We start from the raw sequence: 22,658 nt of genomic DNA, 5'->3' as shown, positions 1-22,658 counted from the left end.
CTGGCTCTAGAACTGCCTGGACCGGTTATCGGGGACATGCCACAACGACACAGGCATCGTCGAACGCAGCTGCCATCTGCTCTACGAGGTGCGCTGCTCGTGCCGCGGCGTCTTCCGGATCGGCGCCGCGGTCAACGAGTTTGCGTGCCTCGTGGAACTCGAGTTCTTCGAGGATCGCGTCCGACCACAGGGGGCGATATAGGTTCTCAGCTGCGAGTGAGAGCAGAACGTCTCGCTGCAGGCTCGGCCACAGCACGCAGGTGTCGAGAACGGCTACGAACATGGGGTCGATTGTGTCAGCCAGCTCTTTTCGCTGTCTTGCGACGTGCTGCAACTGCTTTACGGGCCTCGCGCAGCTGCCGTCGGATCACCTCTGGGTCATCCTCGACGTTGATAGGCACCGACGTCGCCGCGATGGCGTCGTATTGCCGTGTCCGACGGGCATCCCGGTAGGCAAGCACGTCGTCAAGAAGCAGCCGATGCCGATTGCCAACCCGCTCGGCAGCGATCTGTCCGTCGTTGATCAACCGGACGATTGTAGGCCGACTCACGCCCAGCAGGTCGGCGGCTTGCTGCGTCGTGAGGGTCATGCTCTGCGGCGCCACGGTGACAGCTCGGCCCTGAGACATTGCCTCAACTACCCGCTTGAGGACCTGATGAAGGTTCTCCGGCAGCTCGATTCGATCGTGCTCGTCGACCCCGACCAGGGCGTATGAAGGCTGGGCAGTAGCCCCGGCTGACCGTTCATGGGCTTGCAGGAAACTCAGCACCGGCGCAAGCTGCTCAGCATGCTCGGGCAGGAACGTCTCAGAAGCGAGCGCCTGGGTTTGCGTTGCCATGCCGAACCACCTCACTATACGAACAGAACGAAACACCTTTCGATACGTTCGAATCTGCCAGATCGTGTTGGAAAAGTCCACCCCGGCCACTGGGAGATGGCCGCCGCGCACGATGGTCACCGCTCGTCGAGGAGCCTGTCGAGTGCTGCTTCCCAAAGGTCGATCTCGGGAGGCACTAAATAGATGCAGGGTGTCCTCGGTCAGGATGTGCGCTCACGGCGGCCCTTAGCTACGGACTAGTGGTAACCCTGCATATTCGGTCGCTGCATAATGTGGTTGCACGTCCGGTGAGGCGTTGAGAATCTTGTCGTGTGGAAGCTGTCGCGTCGAAAGAAAAGAATCAGCCGGCGCCGCCGCACGTGGTCTTCGATGACCTCGTGAGCCCAAATCGGCAGCCTTCCCGCCCTTGGCTTCACCTTTTGGACGATGAGATTGCGCCCACTGTGGTCGAGTCCGACCGACCCACGCGAGTGGTGTGGTCGTCGTTGTGGACGAAGCGGCCAGATGCTCGGGTCGTATTCGATCTGAGCGGCGGGCGCAGTGGTACCGATCTGCGGTGGACGTTGCTCACCGAGCAGCCCTATCCGGAAGACCGTCAGCTCCGTCATCTGTGCCAACGCATCGGCAACCTGATCAACGCCAACCTGCGATACACCTACGGTTAGTAATTGGAATCCGCGACGTGCATCCGTTCTCGGCTCCGTGGGGTTAGTCGTAGAACGGCTGGCGGCCGTAGCGGGCTGCGGTCACGACATCGATGTCGTCGCGGGTCGTGAGGGCACGGATGGTGGTTGTGTCCGCTCCGATCCCGGCCCAGTGCGGGATCCACGTCACTGGCCAGGCACCAGGCGGTCGGCGGCCATACGAAGGCCGGCGGGTCGTGAAGCAGCGCAGGCGTCTCGTGTGTCAGTGGCTGCTCCCACGCCTTGAGGTCGGACAGTGTGCCGACGTAGAGGTGATAGTCGCGGTTGGGGATGTGCATCCGGGGCCCACCCGGTAGGGAGACAGCACACCTGGATAGCCGGCCCAGATCGCGAAGTAGCAGTCATCGGAGCTGCGCGTCTCCGCAGCCAGAGTTCTGCACGTCCTGGCGACGATGGCGTGCTCGTAGCCTGCGTAGACGGCCTGTGTGAAGTCTTCGCTCGGAACGCCCTGATGGGGACGGTCTGGATCCGGTATGAAGCGGACTCGCGCGTAGGCCTCGAACTCAGGAGGGCCGAACAGTGCTAGTGCCTTCCATGCCTGGCCCGACGCGACGTCGTCGGTCGCGTCACGACTTCGCGTGATCCAGTCCGCGGGCGAGACATCAGCAGAGAAACGCAGCATGCCACGACTATGCGCCGGACCGGGTTGCCGCGGCCATCCATTTACAGAACGCCAGGGCGTCTCATCTGATGCATCATTGATTCATCCAATGCATCATCGACGCCAATCCGCAGGTCATCGGGTTGAATTCCGTGGCAACGCGGCCCGGCCTCAAGCGCTCGGCCTCGCGTCAAAGCTGTGTCGCTTGCTCGAATGCCGCTGCGAAACAATGGTGTTCGTGACCGCGGTCAGGACCAGGAGGAGTGGCGAGGTGATGCATCTGATCCAATATGCAGTGCATGACTGCTGAAGGCGCGGGTTCTCGGGCCCCGAGTTCTACTGTCGACCGCCGTAATGGATGCGGCTAAACCGCTACGGGGTGGCACTCGGCGTCCTCACAATTCTTCGATGCCCGATGACAGCACAATCTGGCAGAGTGGGCGAGTCGGGAGTGCTGCAACAACTCGCGAAAGACTGCAGGCACCCTGCGCATGACGTGATCGATCGCGACTGCAGTGTGTGTGCGGTGTATGAGATCAGCCGGGTGTGACGTGAAAGCCCGTACCCTCTGGGTCTGTTGTTTTCGAGCGCTGCGTAGCGGCGGTGAACTGTCGGCCGAACCATCCGGTGGTGGGGGCTTCAAGCACACCGTCGACGGTTGTTGGTGCGGTGTCGGAAGCGGTAAAGCTGGGGACCTCCTGCGGCCACAGTGTTTGCACGTGTTCCACGGCGTCGATAATGCGTTGCGCCTCGAAACTGACTTGATCCTCGGCGAGGTCGAAGTATGGCCAGGCGGAGTGGATGACGAACTCGCCGGCCGGTGGCAGATGGTCGAGTCGCAAGGTGATGTGTGCCTGTTGTGGGCCGCCGTGACTGCCGGCATGGACGAGTCCGCCGTGGAGCTCTGAGATGGGGAGGTTCGATGAGATGGTGTCGTCTGCCCATTCGAACGCCAGCAAGAATGTGCTACCGCGCTCGGGCCTCCCAAAGCCGTAGGTTGCAAGTGGGACCGTCGGCTCGCGTTTGTAGACGTCGATCTCGAACCGGACTGCTGAGGTGTAGACCCAGGTCGACGAGAGTACGAGAACGAGATCCGCCGAGCGATTCAAGACAGCTGCTATGTCCGCCCTGGCTGGGATCTCATTTGCAGGGAGTCGTGCCATCTGAACCTCCTTACGCGTACCACGACAGCGCTCTTGACCAGATTGTCAAAGTCATTGTTGCTCCGTCAATCGCGCTCGACTCAACATCAGGTGGCTGGCCACGTTCTCGATCTCTTGTCGTTCGAGCAGCCATGCCACGAAGCAGACAAACGACGTGCCATTGAATGCTGGTTCGGTTGGCGATGTGAAGTGTTCAGGGGCGTGGACGTGCGTGTGGCCCTCCGAAATAGAGTCGAACGCGGACAGAGTGCTGCTTTCTCCCATCGTCTAGGAGGATGCAGCCGGTCACTTCGATGTCGCCAATTGAGACTGCCCCTGCGTCACCGGCGCGTTGGAGGACGGCGTGACGGATCGCGTCGCTGAGTTCCGGCCCTCGTAGGTCAGGTCGTAATTGGATTCGGAAGGTTGCCTCGTTACCGCCCTGCATCACCATTCGATTGTCCATCCGGCAGTCCTGTGTGTCATCTAAACTGCTGATTAGCAAGGCTTTCCACGCTCATGGTTGTCTGGCCAGGACCGGGTGATCGCGGTCTATGGTGTGTCCTCCTGGTTCCCGTGCAGTGTGGGATAGGCGCTCCAGCCTGTGCCGGTACCGAGCGCGTGTCGTTCTGTGGTGCCGGGGTGAAAACCGAATTGGTCGGCGACGATTGCTGGTGGGATGTCGCGGAGCAGTTCCCGCATAGCGCTGTTGCGGGCACCACGGAGTTCGATTCCGTTGGCGCGTAGATGCTTCATCAGCGCCTGGGGATTGACGTGTTGGCCTGGGGTCCGGCCGGGGAACAGCCACGCTGACGTCTGATTGGCAGCGGTTTTCATGTGGGGCCGTCGCCGCAGTAACTCGGTGATCGGAGCGGCGAGCGTGGTGGGGATCTTGACTGGAGTCTCGCCGAACTCAATGTTGATCACACCATTGTCGCTGTGGGTGATTGCCTCGAGGCGGATCGCCGCGATTCGGGTGACAGGTTGGGCGCAGATCAGGAGGAGGACGGTCGCGGCTTTCACCCAGGTTGGGGTGTCAGGTCGGCGAAGAGTCTCTGCGAGGCGGGCGTAGCGCTGCCGGTCATCAGTGATCGGAGACTGGCGAACCTGACGACGCGGAAACACCAGGTCCGCGGGCAGGTGTTGATGTCGGATACACCACTTGACGAACATCATCGCGGTACTGCGAGTGCTGGGGCCGGTGGTTATCCAGTGGTCGATATCGGCCTGCGTCGTCGACGCAAGTTCAATGCCGTTGCGCTGGAGCCAATTCACGAAGTCGATTGCGACGGTGATCTCCTGTTTGGCGTTGAGTATGGGCCCCTCGGAGAGAGGGCCCTGCTCGGCTCGGGTGCGGAGTTTGCGAAGATGATTCCACGTCGCGAAACGGGCAATCACGTCGTGTGCCTGCAGGATGGGCGTCGTCGCGAGTTTGGTGTCGATCCAGCTAGTGAAGCGGTCTAGGTTCCGATCGTACGGCGTCAAGATCCCGCATTTGACGAGGAGGTCGCGTAGGTGGCGTGCGGCACGGGGTGAGGCATGGTCAGCGAACGTCACGTGGGTGATGGGGTAGCGGCCGGCGGTGATACCTGTGAGCAGATCGAGGACGTCGGGGTTGCGTAGCCAGATAATGGCGCTGCGCGGATTGTCCTGTCCGGTCAGGGCGTCGAGTAGTGGCCTCAGTTCGTTGGCGACCGCGTCTGAATCGGGAGGGGTGAGTAGGGCGTTGAGGTCGCTGGTGAGGCAGCAGCGGGCGCAGAGGCCCTTTCGGTACGGTTCGTCTTGGTCGCCGCACCGTGTGCAGGTCAACCGCGGATCGTCGATGCCGGCGCAGTCGGTGCAGATTGGTTGCGCATGGCTGTCGAGTCCAGCGAGCAGGCGACTGGGACGCTTGCAGGCGGGACAAGGCCCTCGGCGGCGGGTCGAGTTCGCGGCTGATGCAACTCGCGATAGACGACTTGACATAATGTATCTTATCGGCACTTAACGAGGACGAGTCAGAACAGATGAGAGAACTCGACCCTCTGCATCTCGAGTGACCGTGCGTGTCGGTTGCCGTCGCCGCCTGGCGTGTCAGGGTCCGGTCCGCGGCGGCGCACCGTCCTAACGCTCTTTGTGACCGTGGACCGCTCGGCGTCTGCGGTCCGTGAACTCGAGGGTCTACCGCCAGAGCTGAAGATTCACTGCCAGCGCGACTCCTAAGTCACGCATCTCCTCGCAGCGAGATACGCCCGCCATCTCCTCTACGTCTCTCGGCTGCAGCAAGTTTCGCATAGGGAGGCCAACCACATTAGGAGGCCACCAGTGAATCGTCACATGTGACGAAATGGAGGGTGTGGAGGCGTGTGCTGTCCGTCGCCGGTGATATGCAAGGTGCCGATCAGGCGGCCGCCTTGGTGCCGAACCGAAAGTGTGGCAGTCGATGGCGTGCGTCGCTCGCTGTGCCGGTCGACGTGCGGCGCGCGAGTCTCTTCCCTCCAGGGACCGCTGCTGTTTCGCGTCTGCCACAACCTGTGACTCCGGTTGTCATTAGGGACGTAGGCCCGCCCACCATTGCCACACATCCGGTTCCAGGCCAAATGCCATGAGCGGCGCTCACCGAGGCGCGGGAGTGTCCAGCTGCTGTCGAAGTGCCGATGAAGATCGCAGGGAGTATCACCCTACGTGCTGCGCCGCTCAACGATTGGCTTCGGTGGACTGACCCCGGCAGCAGATCGCAGCCCAGCCTCTAGTCCCCTGCCTAGCGCCGCTAAGGCAACTCGTCCTACTTCAACACCTTCCGTTACCAGTAAAGGAGGAAGGTTGAAACCCAATTGACGGCAAGAGCTTTAGGGCCTCCACCGGTCTTCGGTGAAGCACCCCGCGCAACTACTCGCCCCTGGGCTACGTCCCCGACGGGTGGTCCCTGCTGAGCCCGGTTCGTTGTTGCGGTCTCATCGTCATCAGTATGGCGGCGCCGGAAGTTCGTAGGTTCGGATCGGGAGGCGGCGAGCGAAGTCAGCGCATCGAAGATGGCAGCGGGTTGAGTGTGTCGCTGTCAGCCATGACCTGTTGGTCCGGGTGGACCTGCCATGCTTCCAGGTCAGGGGCAAGAATTGGATCGTCGATGCACGCGGCGGTCCGACCGACGAAGATGCTGTCGAAGTCGAAATGGGCTGCTACAAACCATTCGCGGTCTGCGGGCCACCAAAGATGGGCAATAAGGCCATGGAATGAGTTACCGGCACGACCGACAGCGTCGTCCAGCACGTAGTAGCGGAAGTTGCCGCCTCCTAAAGCAATTCGCGGGATGGTGGGATCGATGCCGCTGAAGGCAGTGTTGCCCTCCCAGAATCCGAAGAAGCACTCGTCCGGGGTGTGGGTGTGCTCTGCGAGCACCTCAGCGAGACGGGAGATGCACCCTGTCGCGAACTCGCTGGCGGCCGCGTTCTGTCGGGGGCTGTAGTCACAAAACATGCGTCTTGGGGGTGTATTGGCGCTGATCGCGGCAAATTGCATGCCTGCATGGATGATGGCGCCGGAAGCGCGAGCGACGTCTGCCCATCGAACGGGAGTCACCGACCAGTCTGCGTTCTCGATTTCCGCTGGGTTCAATATTCGCGCGTACTGCTCAAACCCAGACGGCACAAGCGAGCGGACCTCGGTGCGATTCGCGGCGCCGAGGCGTACGTCGATCCACCGTGCCGGATCGAGATCATGTAGGAGATTGACGTCTTCCCACTCACCACTCATTCGTCGAGGATCACACACCAGGCCTAGAACTAGGTCATTACGCAGTCTCGTCGGGTCACGTCCGAAGCGACACGAACCGAAACCACGGAGTGGTTCGACCTGACCGCCCGCGGTCCCCTCGGCTTCGACCTCGACGCGACACAGCCCGCGCCGGCGCCGGTGGCTCTCCCGGTGCAGACAGCCGAGTCCCCTAGTCCCTACCGCATACCGCCGCGCAGACACTCGTCCTACTTCAACACGTCCCGGTACCGGTTAAAGAGGACGAGTCGAAACAGATGAGAAGACTCGGCCTTCTCCCTATGTCAACCTGACGCGCGAATGCATCATTGTGGTGCGACGAGTTTCGTCACGAGCGACGAAACGTTACGGGTGTCTCGATTGGGCTAATCCCCGTAAATGCGGACGCCGAGCGTGGGTTTGTCGGCCCGTATGTTAGATTCAATTCAACTAACAACATCAGTCACTTGAGTACCACGATCTGGAGTTCCGGATGCCCTTGCCGTACGGCCGCAGGCCCCGCCGACGCCTCGGCATCCGATCCGTGCTGACCGCGGCGGCCACCGCCGTCGCTCTTGTTGGCGGACTCGCCCAGGCGGGCGGGGCCCAGGCAGCGGACGGATACCCGTACGTGAATCTCGGTGACAGCTACAGCGCAGGCGCATCAGTGTTCCCCCAGGCGACGAGTGCGGCAACCTTCTGCTCGAACTCGCTGGTCAACTACTCCCACCTTGTCGCCAAGCGACGCGGGACCCCGGTCGCCGACGTCAGTTGCGCAGGCGCGACGACCAAGAACCTGGTCCGGTCGCAATACCGGTGGCAGGGGCCGCAGATCAGCGCGGTGGGACCGGCCACCCGCTTGATCACCCTGACGATCGGCGCAAACAACAACGGGCTGTTCAACTACTCGACCTCGGCCTGCCAGCAGGCCTGGATGTCCGCGCCGTTGTCGGCGGCCCCATGCCGCGATGAGTTCGGCACCTCGTTGGTCGACAAGATCAACTCCTCGACATACCCCGACCTCGTGAACGCGTTGCGCAGCATCAACCGCGCCGCGCCGCGCGCCCGCGTCCTCCTCGTCGGGTATCCGCAGATCTTCCCGGCCGTGGGCACTGCGCTCTGCTCGGTGTCTTTGCTTACGGCGCCCGGAGACATCGAATACCTGCACCGGGCCTTCGCCGCCCTCAACGACGCCATGCGCCGCGCCGCCGCAGCCACACGCGCAACCTATGTTGACATGACCAAGGTCTCCACCGGCCACGACGCCTGCGCGGGCGATCGGCGATGGGTCGAGCCGACGTTGGGTGCGGTCAGCTTCCCGGCGATGCACGCCAACACACGTGGCCAGCAGGCGATGGCCGATCAGGTCGTGGCCGCACTGCGCTGAGGGACCGCTTCGAGGACCTGCTCCCCGAAAGCGGGGGTAGGAAGTGTCCGTGGGCGAGCAAGGCCGAATCATCTACCACTGGAATCGGAGCCAGCCAATGGCCGACTGTTGCCTTTGGAAGACAACCGAACCCGGATCGATCCCGTGGACCGCGTAGGGTCAGATCTTGGTTGCGCCGTGGTCTATCGGTAGCTGAATCCCGGTGATGGTGCGGGATTCGTCGCCGGCCAGAAAGACAACGGTGTTGGCGATGTCCTCAGGTTCTGAGATCGGCGGATCGAACCAGTACTGGCCCATGGCGGCGCTGTAAGAGGGGTTGTCGGCGAATACCTTCTCTCCGTCGGCACCCATTGCTCCCATCGGGGTGTTTACGCCCCAGGGGTGGATAGAGTTGACGCGGATCTTGTACGGAGCCAGTTCTATCGCGGCTGATTTCACCAATCCGACGACACCGTGCTTGGCGGCGCTGTAGTGGGCTTGTCCGGGTAGCGACTTGATCCCGGCCACCGAGCTGGTCGCGATGATCGAGCCACCGTTCCCGAGTTCGATCATGACCGGAGCCGCAGCGCGCAGCGTGTTGAAGACGCCAGTCAAATTGATGTCGATCATGTCCTGCCAGCGCTCCGGGGTCATCTCCCAGAATCGTCCCCAACTGACGATGCCGGCGTTCGCGACCACGATGTCCAGTCGCCCCAACTCCGCAACCCCTCGTGCCACCAACGCCTCCATTGCGCCCAGGTCGCGCACATCGGCCACTGCGTGCACCGCGCGCTGCCCGGCCTTCTCGACGAGGGCTACCGTCTCTTCCAAGTCTTCGGGAGTCGTTGCGGGATAATCGGTCTTGGCTGGCGCCGCGCATATATCCGTGAGGATGACGTCGACGCCGTGCTTGGCGAGAGCGACGGCCTCGGCGCGTCCCTGACCGCGCGCGGCACCGGTGATGAAGGCGACTCGGCCAGCCAGTTTTCCAGCGGTCATGGTGTCCTGCTTTCTGTGAGGGTGCGACACCCGGGATCGGGGGTCAACAGTGGGCCCATGGTGTCAAGACAGGTCCGCACCGTGGCGGCGATTGCCTGGCGCGGATCTCGCGACCAGCGTTCGACGGCCACCCGATTGGCGGCGATCACACAAGCGGCCACGAACTCGGCACGGTCTCCATTGGGGTCGAGCTGGAGTCGGCGGGCCAACACTGGCTGCAGCGCGGCGCGGCATCGATCATGCACACTCAGCCAAGCGGGCGCGAGCATCGGTGAGTTCGGCAGAGACTTGAGAAACGTCGCGTGCCGCCGGCCATGGGGGCCGTCCAAAACCGACTCAAGCGAGTCGACAAGCCCGTCTACCACTGACTCCGAGTGGGGTCGGCTGGCGAACCTGTCCACATAGTCCTGCCAGCCGGCATCGAGAGCGGGTGCGATGGCGTGCCCTTTGGTGGGGAAATATCGGTGAAACGTGCGCTCGGACACGCCGGCAGCCTGCGCGACATCGACGATTGTCGTTTCGATGAAGCCGTGCTCGGCGAACATGTCCAGCGCGGTGTCGGATATGTCGAGCATGGCACTCTGCTGACGCCGTTCACGCCAGCCCGACGGTGCGCCCATGCAGCAAGAGTACGTCCGTCCGGCAGATGACGCCATTACTGTCAGATGCTGCTATTGCAGTTTCCTACGCAACCACTGAGCTGCCAGACGCGGGCCGGCCTCTTTCCAGCGATCGGCGTAGCAGCGACCGACTTCACTCGTAGGATCGGTGAGTCCGGCCCATCTGCCGCAAAGACGAGGGTCCACTCCGTGAGTCTTAGGGCACTCGTTGCATGGCAATCGGCCCTAGCTCGGCTCCAGACGCCAGATTTCCATGGATGTATGACGGACGACGCGCGGTCTGCGGCCGATCAGGCCGGTGCGGGCTTCTCCCCCACGAGTACCCCCACCGACCTGCTCATCCGCCCATTGCAGCCGGCCGACCAGGCGTCGGTTGTCGCGCTGCACCAACAGATGGGTGATCGCGAGACCTACTTTCGGTTCTTCGCGCTGCGCCCGGGTGATCTCGCTGTCTTGGCAGCGGACATCTGCGCACAAGATGGCCGGCATCTCGCGCTCGGTGCGTTCACCGGGACGCGGCTGATCGGGGTCGCGTACTTGGTGACGGTGGGCCCGGCACCACAGCGTGATGGCCAGTCGAACGGGACCGAGAGTGGTGAGGTTGCGATGGTTGTCGCACACGATCACCAGGACCACGGAGTGGGTACCGAACTGCTTTACCATCTGGCGATCTGGGCCCGTGAAAGCGGATATCACGAACTCACCGCAGATATCCTCGCCGAGAACACACGCATGCTGCAGCTGGTCCGCGACCAGGGATGGTCCCGCTGGACTCGACGTGAGGGTGCAGTCCTTCATCTCGACGTCGACCTCGACCAGGCCGCCGGTGATCCGGTCGGTAGCCGTCGAGAGGTGACTTCAGGCCCTGATGTCGAGGCGACGTCGCGAGCACGCTGTAGTGAGGGAAGCTCTACGCCACCGAGGTGCGACCAGATGACCGACAACAACGAGGCTCGCACCCAGCGATCCGGTGTCTTCCGGGGAGCAGCCGTTTTGCTGACCTCGCTGACCGCGCTGTTTGCCTTCGCCGGTGCCGTGGGCCTGATCGGTGGCGGTACCGATTTCGGTGAGACCATCAATTCCCGCCTGCCGCTGGATAGTCCGGTCTTGGCCGGCGTCGCGTTGGCCGTGTTCGTTGGAGTGCCGATGTCCGTCGCGGCCTGGTTGCTGTATCGAAAGTCCGACACCCGCGCGGTGTGGGTGTCGGTGGTGGCAGGAGGCTGGCTCATCGGGTGGATCATCATCCAACTCCTCGTCATCCGCACCTACAGCTTCATGCAGGCCGCCTGCGTCGGTATAGGTGTCGCCTTGATCGCACTGGGAGGCGCGATCCGATCTCGGGTCACCGTGGACGCACCTGCCCGGCGGGCCGAGGTTGGACCCGTACGAGGTCCACTCCCTCACATGAATGATTCGGCGCAACAGGATGATTGATTAGAATCCGCGGCCATGGCAGCAGTACTTCGTCCGAACCGCTGTCTGCCCCGCCTCGACGGCCGATCGTGCAGACGCGACACGACCGCTGAGGCGCGTTGCCAACCATTGCCGCACCCTGCGGAGCCGACTTCGATTCGGCCTGTCCCGGGGTCACGACATTCGACCCTGATCCTCCAGGGCAACACCACCTATCCTCCGTACTGATCCGATCACTTCCGGATTTCGGCACGGGTCAGCCCCGGTAGCCGAGTCGGCCCAAGGTGAATAGTATGAACCGCCCGAAAGCGGCATAAGGTTCGATCTCCGACGTTGGCCACACGAGTGTGGGCCATTGGACACTAGAGGCGGGTGGATTCGGGGAGTCGAATGGTGATGAGGGCCTTCTCCACACCCGACGAAAGCCGCGAATCATGGCAGAGAACCACCAGCCCGACACCGGAGTCGCTCTGATCACCGGCGGCGCCCGTGGAATCGGTGAAGCGACTGCGCGTGCGTTGGCCTCAGCAGGGATGACCGTGGTCATCGCGGACATTCTCGATGGTCATTCCGTTGCTGAATCGATCGGTCCCACTGCGATGTTCGAGTATCTGGACGTCACAGACGCGAACAATTGGCAAGCCGTCCTTTCCAGAACCGAGGAACGTGCCGGGGCCCTGACCGCTCTGATCAACAATGCCGGAATTCTCGACTTCGGCAGCATCGAGACCTTCACACCCGATCAGTTTCATCGCATTCTCGAGGTCAACCTGGTCGGCCCCTACCTCGGTATGCACCTGGCCGCGGATCAACTGCGGCGCAGCGGAGCGGGGGTGATCGTCAACGTGTCGTCGACAGCGGGACTGATGGGTTATCCGAACCTCGCCGGCTACGTCGCGAGCAAGTGGGGATTGCGGGGACTCACCAAGGCCGCCTCACTCGACCTCAGCGCCGACGGCATCCGCGTCTGTTCGGTACACCCCGGACCGATCCGCACCCCGATGACCGAAGGGCTCGGCGACGAGCTCACGATGAATCAGCCGATACCTCGCTACGGTGAGGCAGATGAAGTCGCGCGGATGATCCGGTTCATCGTCACCGAGGCGACATATTCCACCGGCGCAGAGTTCGTCGTCGACGGAGGCGCGGTCACCGGTCTCGCGGCCGACCTCGACCTTCCCGAAGCCGCTCCGAGCGCCGACGGTTCGCTGACCAGAGCATCACGATGACCCGACAGCCGGCCGCTGCGCACGCCGCCACCGAGATCATCCGCAAAACGCCGGCGGAGCTGCTGGTGCGCCCCAATTTCGACGACTATCAGGCCACGCGGGAAACGTTCAGCTGGGCGCGGTCAGACCCCCTGCTGCGAACCCCCGACGGCGGGTGCAACATCGCCTACACCGCGGTCGACCGCCACGCCGACTGCGAGGCCGGCGCTCGAACCGCGCTACGGTTCATGGGATCCGCGGCCACGACCGGCACGATCGGCAGTGTCGATCTGTCCTATGACCAGCTGGCGCACTCGGCCCGGCGGTTCACCAATGTGCTCCGCGAGCTCGGCATCGGCAAGGGCGACGTCATGTTCGTCGTCGCCGCCCGCGGCCCGGAACTCTATGCCGGGGTGATGGGCGCTCTCCGCAACGGCACGATCGTCTCTCCCCTGTTCTCCGCGTTCGGACCAGAGCCGATCGCCACCCGGATTCGGCTCGGCCGTGGCGCAGTCCTGCTCATCACCGAGTCGCTGTATCGCAAGAAGCTGGCAGCGATCCGCGACACGATGCCGACTCTGCGCCGGGTCATCGTCATCGGCGAATCTGGTTCGGTCGCTACGGTTTCCGGAACGGAAAGCTTCAGTGAACTCATGGCCGCGGCCTCTGACGACGCCGACTTGACCCCGACCACCGAGGACGATCCAGCGCTGCTGCACTTCACCAGCGGGACCACCGGCACTCCCAAGGGTGCAGTCCACGTCCACGGCGCCCTCGCGACCCACTACGCAACCGGCTTCTACGCACTCGACCTGCACCCAGACGACATCTACTGGTGCACCGCCGACCCCGGTTGGGTGACCGGCACGTCGTACGGAATCATCGCGCCACTACTGCACGGCATCACCTCGATCGTCGATCCCGAAGACTTCGATGCCGAGCGTTGGTACCGGATCCTCGAGCAGGAGAAGGTGTCGGTGTGGTACACCGCGCCGACGGCGATCCGCATGCTGATGAGGGCCGGGGAGGACCTGGCGCGCAAGTTCTCACACCCCGATCTGCGGTTTGTCGCCAGCGTGGGCGAACCGCTGAATCCCGAGGCGGTGTGGTGGGGACGCGATGTCCTCGGGCTGCCGATCCATGACAACTGGTGGCAGACCGAGACCGGCGGCATCATGATCGCCAACACGGCGGCTTTCGACATCAAACCGGGATCGATGGGACGGCCGCTACCGGGTGTCGACGCGTGCCTCGTGCAACGAAGCGCAGACCACCGCGTCACCGTCATCGATACCCCGGACCAAGTCGGGGAACTGGCCCTTCGCGCAGGGTGGCCGTCGATGTTCCGCAGTTACCTGAACAACGCCCAACGCTACCGGGACTGCTTCGTCGACGATCTGTACCTTACCGGGGACCTCGCCACCAGAGACGCCGACGGCTACTACTGGTTCGTCGGACGTGCCGACGACGTCATCAAATCCGCCGGACACCTGATCGGCCCATTCGAGGTGGAGAACGTGCTGATGGAGCATCCCGCAGTGGCCGAGGCCGCGGTGATCGGCGTGCCCTCTCCGGTGACCGGCGAAATGGTCAAGGCGTTCGTCACCCTGAAGCACGGATATGAATTCGACGACGCACTGCGTCGTGAGCTTCTCGGGCACGCACGCAAGAAACTGGGGGCGGCGGTCGCCCCCAAAGACGTCGAGTACGCCGCGGCGCTACCGCACACCCGCAGCGGCAAGATCATGCGGCGACTGGTACGCGCCCGCGAACTCGGACTGCCCGAGGGCGACTTGTCGACGTTGGAGTCCGACGGCCACATTCCGACATCCGAGGCGAAATCATGAGCAGCCCGTCAGCGATCCGCGCTTATCGTCAGGATTTCCTCCACGGGCTTCTCTGCGACATGGTTCGCATTCGCAGCATGGAGGAACGCGCAGCAGAACTGTACGGAGCCACCAAGATTCGTGGCTTCCTGCACTTGTACGTGGGACAGGAAGCCGTCGCGGTCGGAGCACTACGAGCCTTGACCGACGACGAAGCGGTGGTTGCAACGTACCGCGAGCACGGTCATGCATTGATCCACGGCGTACCCATGACCGCGATCATGGCGGAGATGTTCGGCAAGCAGGAGGGATGCTCACGCGGACGCGGTGGGTCGATGCACCTGTTCGACTCTCGCACCCGATTCTTCGGCGGCAACGCCATCGTGGCCGGAGGGCTACCGCTCGCGGTCGGAATCGCCTTGGCCGAGGCGATTCACGGACGCACGCGGGTGACGGCGTGCTTCTTCGGTGACGGCGCCGTCGCCGAAGGCGCCTTCCATGAATCCGTCAACATGGCAGCACTCTGGAATCTGCCGATACTCTTCTGCTGCGAGAACAACCGGTACGCGATGGGAACGGCTCTCGAACGGGCGCAGTCACAAACCGATCTACGGGCCAAGGCCGCGGCCTACAACCTGCCCACTGTCCAGGTGGACGGTATGGACGTGATGGCCTGTCACGAGGCCGCAGACCACGGCGCGGAATATGTCCGCGATACCGGCGGGCCGTACTTCATCGAGTTCCTGACCTACCGGTTCCGCGCGCATTCGATGTTCGATCCGGATCTCTACCGGGACAAGGCCGAGGTGGACGAATGGAAGAAGAAGGACCCGATATCGACCTTCACCGCACGACTGAAAGAGTTGGATCTTCTCACCGACGACCAGGTCTCGGCGATCAAGACCCGGGCCGAAGCAGAGGTCGACGCGGCGGTGGCTTTCGCGGAGAAGGGCACCCTTGAACCCGTCGATGACCTCCTGCGTGATGTTTCCACGCCACACGCCGAGGAGGCGCTGTGAAGACCACGTATCGAGGTGCCCTTCGCGACGCCCATCGAGAGGCGCTTCTCTCCGATGACCGTGTCTTCGTGATGGGTGAGGACGTGGGTCGCTACGGCGGTACTTACGCGGTCACCAAAGGGCTCCTCGAAGAGTTCGGACCAGAACGGATTCGGGATGCACCGCTGTCCGAACTCGGTTTCGTCGGCGTCGGCGTCGGCGCCGCTTTGAACGGTTTGCGCCCCATCGTCGAGGTCATGACGGTCAACTTCAGTCTGCTGTCACTCGATCAGCTGGTGAACACCGCAGCGGCGTTGCGGCACATGTCCGGGGGGCAGTTCTCCGTCCCGCTCGTTATCCGGATGTCCACGGGTGCCGGCCGTCAGCTCGCTGCCCAACACTCCCACAGTTTCGAGAACTGGTACGCACACATCCCGGGCATCACCGTCCTCGCGCCGTCGACCGTTGCCGATGCACGCGGGATGCTCGCACCTGCCCTGGCAGATCCCGATCCGGTCGTCATATTCGAACATGCACAGCTCTACAACCTCGCCGACGATCTCGAGGACCCGCTCGATGTCGACATCACCTCGGCAGCCGTCCGGCGACCGGGCACCGACCTCACCCTGATCACCTACGGAGGGTCCTTGCCCAAGACAATGGATGCCGCCGACCAGCTTGCCGAGGACGGGATCAGCTGCGAAGTTGTCGATCTGAGAGTACTCAGACCGCTCGACATGGCGACGGTCGTGGCATCGGTGACGCGAACCCACCGGGCGGTGATCGTCGACGAAGGGTGGCGCAGCGGCAGTCTCGCCGGTGAATTGATGGCCCAACTCGTCGAGCAGGCCTTCTACGACCTCGATGCACCTCCCGCACGTGTCTGCACCGCCGAGGTACCCATCCCCTACGCGCGCCAACTCGAACAGGCCGCACTCCCGCGACGAGAGACAATCGAAGCCGCGGTGCGCTCCGTCATGGGATCGGAGTAGGTGAGGCACCGTGATCGAGTTCCGGCTTCCCTCGCTCGGTGCCGACATGGACGAGGCGAAGCTCACCGAGTGGCAGATCGCCCCCGGAGACACTGTTCAGAAGGGGCAAGTCGTCGCCGAAGTGGAGACCACCAAATCCGCAATCGAGGTGGAAACCTGGCACGACGGCACCGTAGCCGACCTGAAAGTCGAAGTCGGCGAGACCATCCCGGTCGGAACGGTGATGGCCACTTTCTACGAACCGGGCGAGACGCCGTCCACGGCGAAACAACCAGCACGAGACCATGCAGGGGCGCCATCGTCGACGCCCCCACCCGCAGCACCTGCCGAACCGGACCTGGTGACCGCTCGAACCTCCCCGTCGACCGGGTCGGCCGCACCGTCCGTCCCACATACGACAACTGTCGCGGCCCCGACCGTCCCCGTGGCGCCGAACCGAGTACGCATCTCCCCCGCCGCCCGGCGTCGTGCGCGAGAGCTCGGACTCGATCCTGACCGCTTGCGCGGCACCGGACCCGGAGGCGCGATAACACTGGACGACGTCGAGCGGCCTGCCAAAACCAAGGCACCCGACAGTCGAGCACGAGAAATGCGTCGCACCATCGCTGCGGCGATGAGCCGGTCCAAAAGGGAGATACCGCACTACTACCTCGCCGAGACGATTCCGATGGAGACGGCGTCGAGGTGGTTGTCCGAACGCAACGCCCAACACCCGGTCGAAGAGCGTCTTCTCCCGGCCGTCCTGATCTTGAAGGCCGTGGCCGTAGCCGCGCGCAAATGTCCGTCGATGAACGGATTCTGGACCGACGACGAGTTCACGATGCAAACACACGTCCACGTGGGAGTCGCGATCGCGTTACGGGGCGGCGGACTGATCGCACCCGCGATCCATGACGTGCCCGACAAGTCTCTCGACACCCTGCAGTCCGATCTCGTCGACCTGGTGGCGCGTACCCGCAGCGGTAAGCTGCGCAGCTCCGAGTTCACGGACTCGACCATCACGGTGACCAACCTCGGCGACAACGGCGTCGAGGCCGTCTTCGGCGCGATCTATCCACCGCAGGTCGCGCTGGTCGGCGTGGGCACGATGACCCAGCGTCCCTGGATCGTCGACGGCGAGATCAAACCCATCCCGGTGGTCACCGTCTCGCTCTCCGCCGATCACCGAGCCAGCGACGGACGCCAAGGCGCAAAGTTTCTCTCCACCATCCGAGAACTGCTGCTGCGGCCGCACGAACTGTGAGGAGCAACCATGGACGATGAGACGACCACCGCCGCGGTCGTGGACGCACTGCTCGAGGTGGCACCCGAATTGTCTGACGGGGATCTCGCTTTCGACGAGCCCATTCGCGAACAAGCCGACCTGGACTCGATGGACTGGTTGAGCTTCTTGACCGGCATCAAGAAGAGACTCGGGGTCGACGTGCCCGAAGAGGACTACGCCAAACTCCGAACCGTCGCCGATGTCGTGCGCTACGCACAGGAGATCAGACGATGAACACCCCGGTGACAGCGAAAACGACGGCACCGCAGCTGTTTCGTGACCGTCGGGAGGCCGGGCGCGCCCTCGCCGAGCTGCTGTCCGGATTCCGCGATCACGACGACGTCGTCGTCCTCGGCCTGGCCCGCGGTGGAGTTCCGGTCGCCTTCGAGGTCGCCGCATCGCTTCGACTGCCGTTGGACGTGTTCGTCGTGCGCAAACTGGGACTGCCCGGGAACGAGGAGTTCGCCTTCGGGGCAATCGCAGCCGGCGGACGCATCGTGCTCGACGACGACGTGGTGCGAGCCGGTCGAGTCACCCAAGAACAGTTGCGGACCGTGGTCGAACGAGAGACCCGCACGCTCGAGAAGCGGGAGAGGCTGTACCGAGGGGCTCGCCCGCCGCTGGAGATCGCAGGCACGACAGTCATCCTCGTCGATGACGGACTGGCGACCGGAGCCAGCATGCGGGCAGCGGTGAGTGCGCTACGCGAACGTGAGCCGGCCGCGATCATCATCGCGGTCCCGGTGGCCCCCGAATCCACCTGTCTCGCACTCGCCGGAGCGGTCGACGAAGTCGTCTGTGCCTCCATGCCAACACTGTTCGCAGCCGTCGGCCAGTCATACCGGACCTTCCCGCAGGTGCCCGACGACGAGGTCCGAACCCTGCTGTCCACACCCACCACCACGCCCTCAGAACATCCGCACGAACAAACCCTGGCGGCCGTCGTCGCACGATCGGCGATCGAGTGCAGATACGGTGTCCCGCCGGATGCAGTGCTGGACGACTTCATCGGCGACGCGGAATTCGTACTCATCGGCGAGAGTTCTCACGGCACCGAAGAGTTCTATGACTCCCGCGCTCGAATCACCCGGTGGCTCATCGAGAACAAAGGCTTCACGGCGGTGGCTGCGGAGGCCGACTGGCCCGACGCCTACCGAGTCAATCGCTGGGTCCAGGGGAAGGGAAGTGACGGATCCGCCGACGAGGCGCTGTCGGGGTTCGAACGGTTTCCGGCGTGGATGTGGCGAAATACCGTGGTCAAGGACTTCGTCGACTGGCTGCATCGATACAACGCCGGCCGAGCACAGGATCTGGATCGAGTCGGTTTCTACGGGCTCGACCTCTACAGTCTGCACCGCTCGATGCAGGATGTGATCGCCTACCTGGACACCGTTGATCGCGAGGCGGCCCGGCGTGCTCGCGCGCGATACGCATGCTTCGATCACTCCACGGCTGCGGATGGACAGGCATACGGGTACGCGGCTGCGTTCGGTGCAGGACAGTCCTGCGAACAGCAGGTCGTCACCCAATTGGTCGAGATGTACGCCGCGACCCTGGAACGTCTCCGCGGCGACGGCGCGGAGGCCGATGAACTGTTCTGTGCCCGGCGGAATGCCGTGGCGGTGAAGGACGCCGAACTCTATTACCGCACCATGTTCCGGGGTCGGGTCACGTCCTGGAACGTGCGCGACCGCCACATGGCCGAAACCCTCGACGCGCTCGCCGAACATCTGTCTTCACGTTCGTCCAGCCCGGCGAAGATCGTGGTGTGGGCACACAACTCGCACGTGGGCGATGCACGGGCGACCGAAGTCGGAGCCGACGGTCAGCTGACCCTGGGGCAGCTGGTGCGTGAACGGTATCGGCGACGCTGTCGGCTCATCGGATTCTCGACGTTCGAAGGAACCGTCACCGCCGCAGACGAATGGGGCGGACCGGCTCGACGCATGACGGTTCGCCGCGCACTCCCCGGTAGCGTCGAAGAGGCCTTCCACCAGGCGGGAGTGCAGTCGTTCTTCTTGTCGTCGCAGGCGGCCGGTGCGGCCGATTCGGTCGACTCGATTCGCCTTGCTCGCGCAATCGGTGTGATCTATCTGCCGGAAACCGAACGCCAGAGCCACTACTTCCACGTCCGCGTTCCCGAACAGTTCGACGCGTACATTCATCTCGATCGGACAGATGCGGTGCGCCCCCTCGAACCCTTCGGTATGTGGGAGGAGAGTCAACACCCCGAGACGTACCCGACCGGTCTGTGACGAAATGAGAAGATCGCCACGCAGGGTGGACCTCAGACGGATGGCCCGGACGAGATGGTGCTGTTGACCGTGTCAGATGTCCGAGCTGTCTCCGCGGAATCCGGGAGCGTCTCGTGCGCCGTTTTCGCGGGACAAGAACGCGGTCAGGTCGGCGAGTGAGGCCATCAGCGGCGCTGGGAACACCACTGTCGTGTTCTTCTCCACGCCGATCTCCATAAGGGTTTGCAGGCTGCGGAGCTGCAAGGCGATCGGGTTCTCGGCCATGGTCTTCGCTGCGGTGGAAAGCTGATGGGCGGCAACGGCTTCCCCTTCGGCCGCGATGATCTTGGCGCGCTTCTCCCGCTCGGCCTCGGCCTCGCGGGCCATTGCGCGTTGCATCCCACCGGGCAACTGGATGTCCTTGAGTTCCACCAGTCGAACCTCGACGCCCCATTCCTGCGCGGTCATCTCGAGGATGCGAAGGATGTCGTCGTTGATCGAGTCGGTATGTGCGAGCACGTCGTCGAGAGAGTGTTGTCCGACGACTTTGCGCAGCGTGGTCTGGGCGATCTGGTTGATCGCTGCATGGACGTCTTCGATTTCGACCACCGCCTTCACCGGGTCGACGACGCGGTAGTAGGCGACCGCGGAGATGTCCACGCTCACGTTGTCTCGGGTGATGATTCCCTGCGATTGGATCGGCATCGTCACCACTCGCATGGAGACCTTGATCATGCGGTCGGCGACGGGGATGATCAGGCGCAGTCCTGGTTTGCGTGTGCCGGCGAGTTTGCCGAAGCGCAACACGACGCCTCGTTCGTACTCGGGAACGATCCGGATGGCCGTGGCGGCCACGAGCAGGATCGCGACGATTGCGCAGCCGATCACGACCCACGTGGTTGTGGTCATCTTCCCACCTACCTCTCTGAGAGGCCTCCACCAGTCAAGACCTCGGCGACTTCCGACCGGTCAGGGATTCTTGTGCACCACCATCACCGGACACGGGGCCACCTCCATGACAGCCCGGCTGGTCGATCCCAAGAGCAGACCGCGGAAACCACCGCGGCCCCGCGTTCCCACCACGACCAGTTGTGCTGACTGTGCGGCGTCCACGATCTCCTCCGCCGGTGAAGCGATCCCGACCCGCCGCTCGATCTTGACGTCCGGAAAGTCCTCCGGATAACCGGCGAGCTGTTCACCCAGCAATTCTTCGGCTTCGTCTTCGAACTGTCGAAGGGTCCTCTGATCCGCACCGTAGAACGCGGCTCCCGACGAGCCTCCGTACGCATGCACCCCGAGCAGAGCCGTCTTCAACAGGTCCGCCTGACGGAACGCGTGGCCGATCGCAGCCGTCGACGTAGGCGACCCGTCGACACCGACGACCACGGGTCCGGTCGTCGGAGCAGGGCCGCCGACCACCACCACCGGACACTCTGCGTGCGCTGTCGCGTCATTGCTGACCGATCCGAAGAGCAGTCCGCGGACTCCACCCAGCCCACGTCTACCGAGGACAAGCATGTGGGCCCAGGTAGACGCGTGCCGGAGCGCGAGCGTGGCCGATCCGCTCACGGTCTTGCCCTCGACGTCGACGTTCGGGGCGACGTCGGCCGCCACCTGCGTCGCGGCGTCGAGGGCACGCGCCGCGCCGGCATGCATGGCCTCCACCACTGCCGGGGAAGTCATCGTCGGTGCCGGCGCATATGCGCCGGGCACGATGCCCACCGCGGAGATCAGACGCAGATGTCGTTTCTCCCGGACGGCGGCGCCGGCCGCCCAGCGAACCGCCATCAGAGCGCAGTCCGAACCGTCCACACCGACGACGATCGGTGCCGTCGCATCGGTCACTGAATCAGTCATGGTTGTCTCCCAGATGTGGCGCCGCCCGTTCCCCTCCGGAAACTTCATCGTCGTACCGACCCGACGAGAACGGCGGGGTCGAAAGTCACCAGTAGATCGGAAAAGGTCCTGCCGCGTCGGGCATCGCCCGCGGCGTGAGGCCCGGTCGACCTGCGACCTTTCGTGCGACCAACCCGATTTCAATGTGAAAAGCTTTGTGCCGTAGTCTTTTCACCCGTGAATCCCGCTGCTGCCAATACTCTCGTGACCGATCTCACTGCCCACGCATGCGTATGGTGCTCGTCCAGCGAGGACATCGCGGAACTCCGCGGGGAACCGCGATGCGGACGCTGCCGCACCGCAGAACAGACCGTCGCCGCGGCCCGCGAGTTCGTCGGGTTCTATGGTCTACGACCCCTGGGTGGGTCGCTGGCGTCCGACGATGAAGAAGAACGCGAACACCGGGTCGCAGCTCGCGAAGCCTGGGCGGTGCTGAATCAGACCCGTACGCACACTCCACCGCGAGGTGCATCCCGGTCCGGGCAGCGTGGCGTCGCCCGCTCCGCGTCCACCGCGACAAAGACAGGTGGAAACGCTGCGCCCGTCAAGGCGCAGAACGTCAAGTCCGGGGGCACCCGACCCGCCGACGTCTCCCGACCCGACCGTGCTGCGCTCATGAACCGCGCCGAAGCCCTGCTGGCACAGCTCGCCGAAATCGAGGAACGCCTGGCAGTCGCTCAGAAGGATTCCGGTTTGAGCGGCAAGGCGAAGGTGTCCGACCTGACCGCCAAGCGCGATTCTGTGTTGCGTACGCTCGCCGCGTTGGAGAAGGCCAAGCGGGCGCTGGAGCCGGCCTGACAGTTGGCCGGTTCAGGACTGGATATCGG

Annotated in this window: 21 protein-coding genes; 11 read left to right on the top strand and 10 right to left on the bottom strand. The window is 63.6% G+C overall.

From position 1 onward, the window contains the following. Window positions 1–25: 25 nt before the first annotated feature. Together NWF34_RS11045 and NWF34_RS11040 are read right to left on the bottom strand one after the other, a co-directional pair. Entirely contained in the window at window positions 26–283 is a 258-nt protein-coding gene (locus NWF34_RS11045) for a PIN domain-containing protein (RefSeq protein WP_258325047.1), read from the bottom strand. Window positions 284–296: 13 nt separating this feature from the next. Next, the gene (locus NWF34_RS11040; protein ID WP_054828440.1) at window positions 297–839 is read right to left on the bottom strand and encodes a helix-turn-helix domain-containing protein; all 543 of its coding nucleotides are present in this window, start codon (window positions 837–839) and stop codon (window positions 297–299) included. A gap of 359 nt (window positions 840–1,198) precedes the next feature. Between NWF34_RS11040 and NWF34_RS11035 the strand changes: the two genes are divergently transcribed. Then, window positions 1,199–1,504: a hypothetical protein gene (locus NWF34_RS11035; protein ID WP_258325128.1), complete on the top strand. Its 306-nt coding sequence runs from the start codon at window positions 1,199–1,201 to the stop codon at window positions 1,502–1,504. Window positions 1,505–1,547: 43 nt separating this feature from the next. On the opposite strand, the gene NWF34_RS11030 is transcribed toward NWF34_RS11035, so the two are convergent. The 4 genes from NWF34_RS11030 to NWF34_RS11015 all read right to left on the bottom strand — a co-directional run bounded on the left by NWF34_RS11030 (window position 1,548) and on the right by NWF34_RS11015 (window position 7,018). Beyond that, window positions 1,548–1,673, bottom strand: a complete 126-nt coding sequence (locus NWF34_RS11030) for a hypothetical protein (protein WP_258325046.1) — start codon at window positions 1,671–1,673, stop codon at window positions 1,548–1,550. A gap of 1,007 nt (window positions 1,674–2,680) precedes the next feature. Beyond that, the gene (locus NWF34_RS11025) at window positions 2,681–3,307 is read right to left on the bottom strand and encodes a hypothetical protein (protein WP_258325045.1); all 627 of its coding nucleotides are present in this window, start codon (window positions 3,305–3,307) and stop codon (window positions 2,681–2,683) included. 531 nt (window positions 3,308–3,838) lie between these two features. Further along, on the bottom strand, window positions 3,839–5,095 hold the full coding sequence (locus NWF34_RS11020; protein ID WP_258325044.1) for a hypothetical protein: 1,257 nt from the start codon (window positions 5,093–5,095) through the stop codon (window positions 3,839–3,841). Window positions 5,096–6,283: 1,188 nt separating this feature from the next. After that, window positions 6,284–7,018 carry a hypothetical protein gene (locus NWF34_RS11015; RefSeq protein WP_258325043.1) on the bottom strand — a complete coding sequence of 245 codons (735 nt, stop codon included), beginning with the start codon at window positions 7,016–7,018 and terminating at the stop codon, window positions 6,284–6,286. 490 nt (window positions 7,019–7,508) lie between these two features. Here NWF34_RS11015 and NWF34_RS11010 point away from each other — a divergent pair, with 490 nt between their 5' ends. Continuing rightward, complete coding sequence (locus tag NWF34_RS11010) at window positions 7,509–8,402, top strand: SGNH/GDSL hydrolase family protein (RefSeq protein ID WP_258325042.1); 894 nt, start codon at window positions 7,509–7,511, stop codon at window positions 8,400–8,402. A gap of 159 nt (window positions 8,403–8,561) precedes the next feature. On the opposite strand, the gene NWF34_RS11005 is transcribed toward NWF34_RS11010, so the two are convergent. Together NWF34_RS11005 and NWF34_RS11000 are read right to left on the bottom strand one after the other, a co-directional pair. After that, window positions 8,562–9,380, bottom strand: coding sequence for a mycofactocin-coupled SDR family oxidoreductase (locus NWF34_RS11005; protein WP_258325041.1), 819 nt, complete (start codon window positions 9,378–9,380; stop codon window positions 8,562–8,564). After that, the gene (locus tag NWF34_RS11000) at window positions 9,377–10,000 is read right to left on the bottom strand and encodes a TetR/AcrR family transcriptional regulator (protein ID WP_258325040.1); all 624 of its coding nucleotides are present in this window, start codon (window positions 9,998–10,000) and stop codon (window positions 9,377–9,379) included. Before NWF34_RS11000 ends, NWF34_RS11005 begins: the two co-directional genes overlap by 4 nt. 261 nt (window positions 10,001–10,261) lie before the next feature. Here NWF34_RS11000 and NWF34_RS10995 point away from each other — a divergent pair, with 261 nt between their 5' ends. The 8 genes from NWF34_RS10995 to NWF34_RS10960 all read left to right on the top strand — a co-directional run bounded on the left by NWF34_RS10995 (window position 10,262) and on the right by NWF34_RS10960 (window position 19,956). After that, entirely contained in the window at window positions 10,262–11,434 is a 1,173-nt protein-coding gene (locus NWF34_RS10995) for a GNAT family N-acetyltransferase (RefSeq protein ID WP_258325039.1), read from the top strand. Window positions 11,435–11,847: 413 nt separating this feature from the next. Continuing rightward, window positions 11,848–12,642, top strand: a complete 795-nt coding sequence (locus NWF34_RS10990; RefSeq protein ID WP_258325038.1) for an SDR family NAD(P)-dependent oxidoreductase — start codon at window positions 11,848–11,850, stop codon at window positions 12,640–12,642. Further along, entirely contained in the window at window positions 12,639–14,468 is a 1,830-nt protein-coding gene (acsA, locus tag NWF34_RS10985; RefSeq protein WP_258325037.1) for an acetate--CoA ligase, read from the top strand. The genes NWF34_RS10990 and acsA overlap by 4 nt, the downstream gene beginning before the upstream one ends. Beyond that, window positions 14,465–15,466 carry a pyruvate dehydrogenase (acetyl-transferring) E1 component subunit alpha gene (gene pdhA, locus NWF34_RS10980; protein ID WP_024499298.1) on the top strand — a complete coding sequence of 334 codons (1,002 nt, stop codon included), beginning with the start codon at window positions 14,465–14,467 and terminating at the stop codon, window positions 15,464–15,466. The genes acsA and pdhA overlap by 4 nt, the downstream gene beginning before the upstream one ends. Next, complete coding sequence (locus NWF34_RS10975) at window positions 15,463–16,437, top strand: alpha-ketoacid dehydrogenase subunit beta (protein ID WP_258325036.1); 975 nt, start codon at window positions 15,463–15,465, stop codon at window positions 16,435–16,437. Before pdhA ends, NWF34_RS10975 begins: the two co-directional genes overlap by 4 nt. Window positions 16,438–16,447: 10 nt before the next feature. Beyond that, window positions 16,448–17,680, top strand: coding sequence for a dihydrolipoamide acetyltransferase family protein (locus tag NWF34_RS10970; RefSeq protein ID WP_258325035.1), 1,233 nt, complete (start codon window positions 16,448–16,450; stop codon window positions 17,678–17,680). A 9-nt stretch (window positions 17,681–17,689) separates the two neighbouring features. Further along, window positions 17,690–17,935 carry an acyl carrier protein gene (locus NWF34_RS10965; RefSeq protein WP_258325034.1) on the top strand — a complete coding sequence of 82 codons (246 nt, stop codon included), beginning with the start codon at window positions 17,690–17,692 and terminating at the stop codon, window positions 17,933–17,935. Next, the gene (locus NWF34_RS10960) at window positions 17,932–19,956 is read left to right on the top strand and encodes an erythromycin esterase family protein (protein ID WP_258325033.1); all 2,025 of its coding nucleotides are present in this window, start codon (window positions 17,932–17,934) and stop codon (window positions 19,954–19,956) included. The genes NWF34_RS10965 and NWF34_RS10960 overlap by 4 nt, the downstream gene beginning before the upstream one ends. A 72-nt stretch (window positions 19,957–20,028) precedes the next feature. On the opposite strand, the gene NWF34_RS10955 is transcribed toward NWF34_RS10960, so the two are convergent. Further along, window positions 20,029–20,844, bottom strand: a complete 816-nt coding sequence (locus tag NWF34_RS10955; RefSeq protein ID WP_024499294.1) for a slipin family protein — start codon at window positions 20,842–20,844, stop codon at window positions 20,029–20,031. 60 nt (window positions 20,845–20,904) lie between these two features. Further along, window positions 20,905–21,792, bottom strand: a complete 888-nt coding sequence (locus NWF34_RS10950; protein ID WP_191834947.1) for a universal stress protein — start codon at window positions 21,790–21,792, stop codon at window positions 20,905–20,907. A gap of 243 nt (window positions 21,793–22,035) precedes the next feature. On the opposite strand from NWF34_RS10950, the gene NWF34_RS10945 reads away from it, so the two are divergent. Further along, window positions 22,036–22,629: a hypothetical protein gene (locus NWF34_RS10945; RefSeq protein WP_024499292.1), complete on the top strand. Its 594-nt coding sequence runs from the start codon at window positions 22,036–22,038 to the stop codon at window positions 22,627–22,629. Window positions 22,630–22,658 lie beyond the last annotated feature (29 nt).

The sequence above is a fragment of the Gordonia sp. GONU genome, assembly GCF_024733855.1.
GTDB lineage: Bacteria > Actinomycetota > Actinomycetes > Mycobacteriales > Mycobacteriaceae > Gordonia > Gordonia amicalis.
The sequence above is the reverse complement of the archived record's forward strand: the minus strand, read 5'-3'. Positions and strand labels throughout refer to the sequence as shown.

What these genes read in the sequence shown, in the direction of transcription:
- NWF34_RS11025 (WP_258325045.1), bottom strand. Translation starts at nt 3,307, where the DNA reads ATGGCACGACTCCCTGCAAATGAGATCCCAGCCAGGGCGGACATAGCA.
- NWF34_RS10965 (WP_258325034.1), top strand. Translation starts at nt 17,690, where the DNA reads ATGGACGATGAGACGACCACCGCCGCGGTCGTGGACGCACTGCTCGAG.
- NWF34_RS11010 (WP_258325042.1), top strand. Translation starts at nt 7,509, where the DNA reads ATGCCCTTGCCGTACGGCCGCAGGCCCCGCCGACGCCTCGGCATCCGA.
- acsA (WP_258325037.1), top strand. Translation starts at nt 12,639, where the DNA reads ATGACCCGACAGCCGGCCGCTGCGCACGCCGCCACCGAGATCATCCGC.
- NWF34_RS11015 (WP_258325043.1), bottom strand. Translation starts at nt 7,018, where the DNA reads ATGAGTGGTGAGTGGGAAGACGTCAATCTCCTACATGATCTCGATCCG.
- NWF34_RS10995 (WP_258325039.1), top strand. Translation starts at nt 10,262, where the DNA reads ATGACGGACGACGCGCGGTCTGCGGCCGATCAGGCCGGTGCGGGCTTC.
- NWF34_RS11000 (WP_258325040.1), bottom strand. Translation starts at nt 10,000, where the DNA reads ATGGGCGCACCGTCGGGCTGGCGTGAACGGCGTCAGCAGAGTGCCATG.
- NWF34_RS11045 (WP_258325047.1), bottom strand. Translation starts at nt 283, where the DNA reads ATGTTCGTAGCCGTTCTCGACACCTGCGTGCTGTGGCCGAGCCTGCAG.
- NWF34_RS11040 (WP_054828440.1), bottom strand. Translation starts at nt 839, where the DNA reads ATGGCAACGCAAACCCAGGCGCTCGCTTCTGAGACGTTCCTGCCCGAG.
- NWF34_RS11005 (WP_258325041.1), bottom strand. Translation starts at nt 9,380, where the DNA reads ATGACCGCTGGAAAACTGGCTGGCCGAGTCGCCTTCATCACCGGTGCC.
- pdhA (WP_024499298.1), top strand. Translation starts at nt 14,465, where the DNA reads ATGAGCAGCCCGTCAGCGATCCGCGCTTATCGTCAGGATTTCCTCCAC.
- NWF34_RS10950 (WP_191834947.1), bottom strand. Translation starts at nt 21,792, where the DNA reads ATGACTGATTCAGTGACCGATGCGACGGCACCGATCGTCGTCGGTGTG.
- NWF34_RS10955 (WP_024499294.1), bottom strand. Translation starts at nt 20,844, where the DNA reads ATGACCACAACCACGTGGGTCGTGATCGGCTGCGCAATCGTCGCGATC.
- NWF34_RS10960 (WP_258325033.1), top strand. Translation starts at nt 17,932, where the DNA reads ATGAACACCCCGGTGACAGCGAAAACGACGGCACCGCAGCTGTTTCGT.
- NWF34_RS10990 (WP_258325038.1), top strand. Translation starts at nt 11,848, where the DNA reads ATGGCAGAGAACCACCAGCCCGACACCGGAGTCGCTCTGATCACCGGC.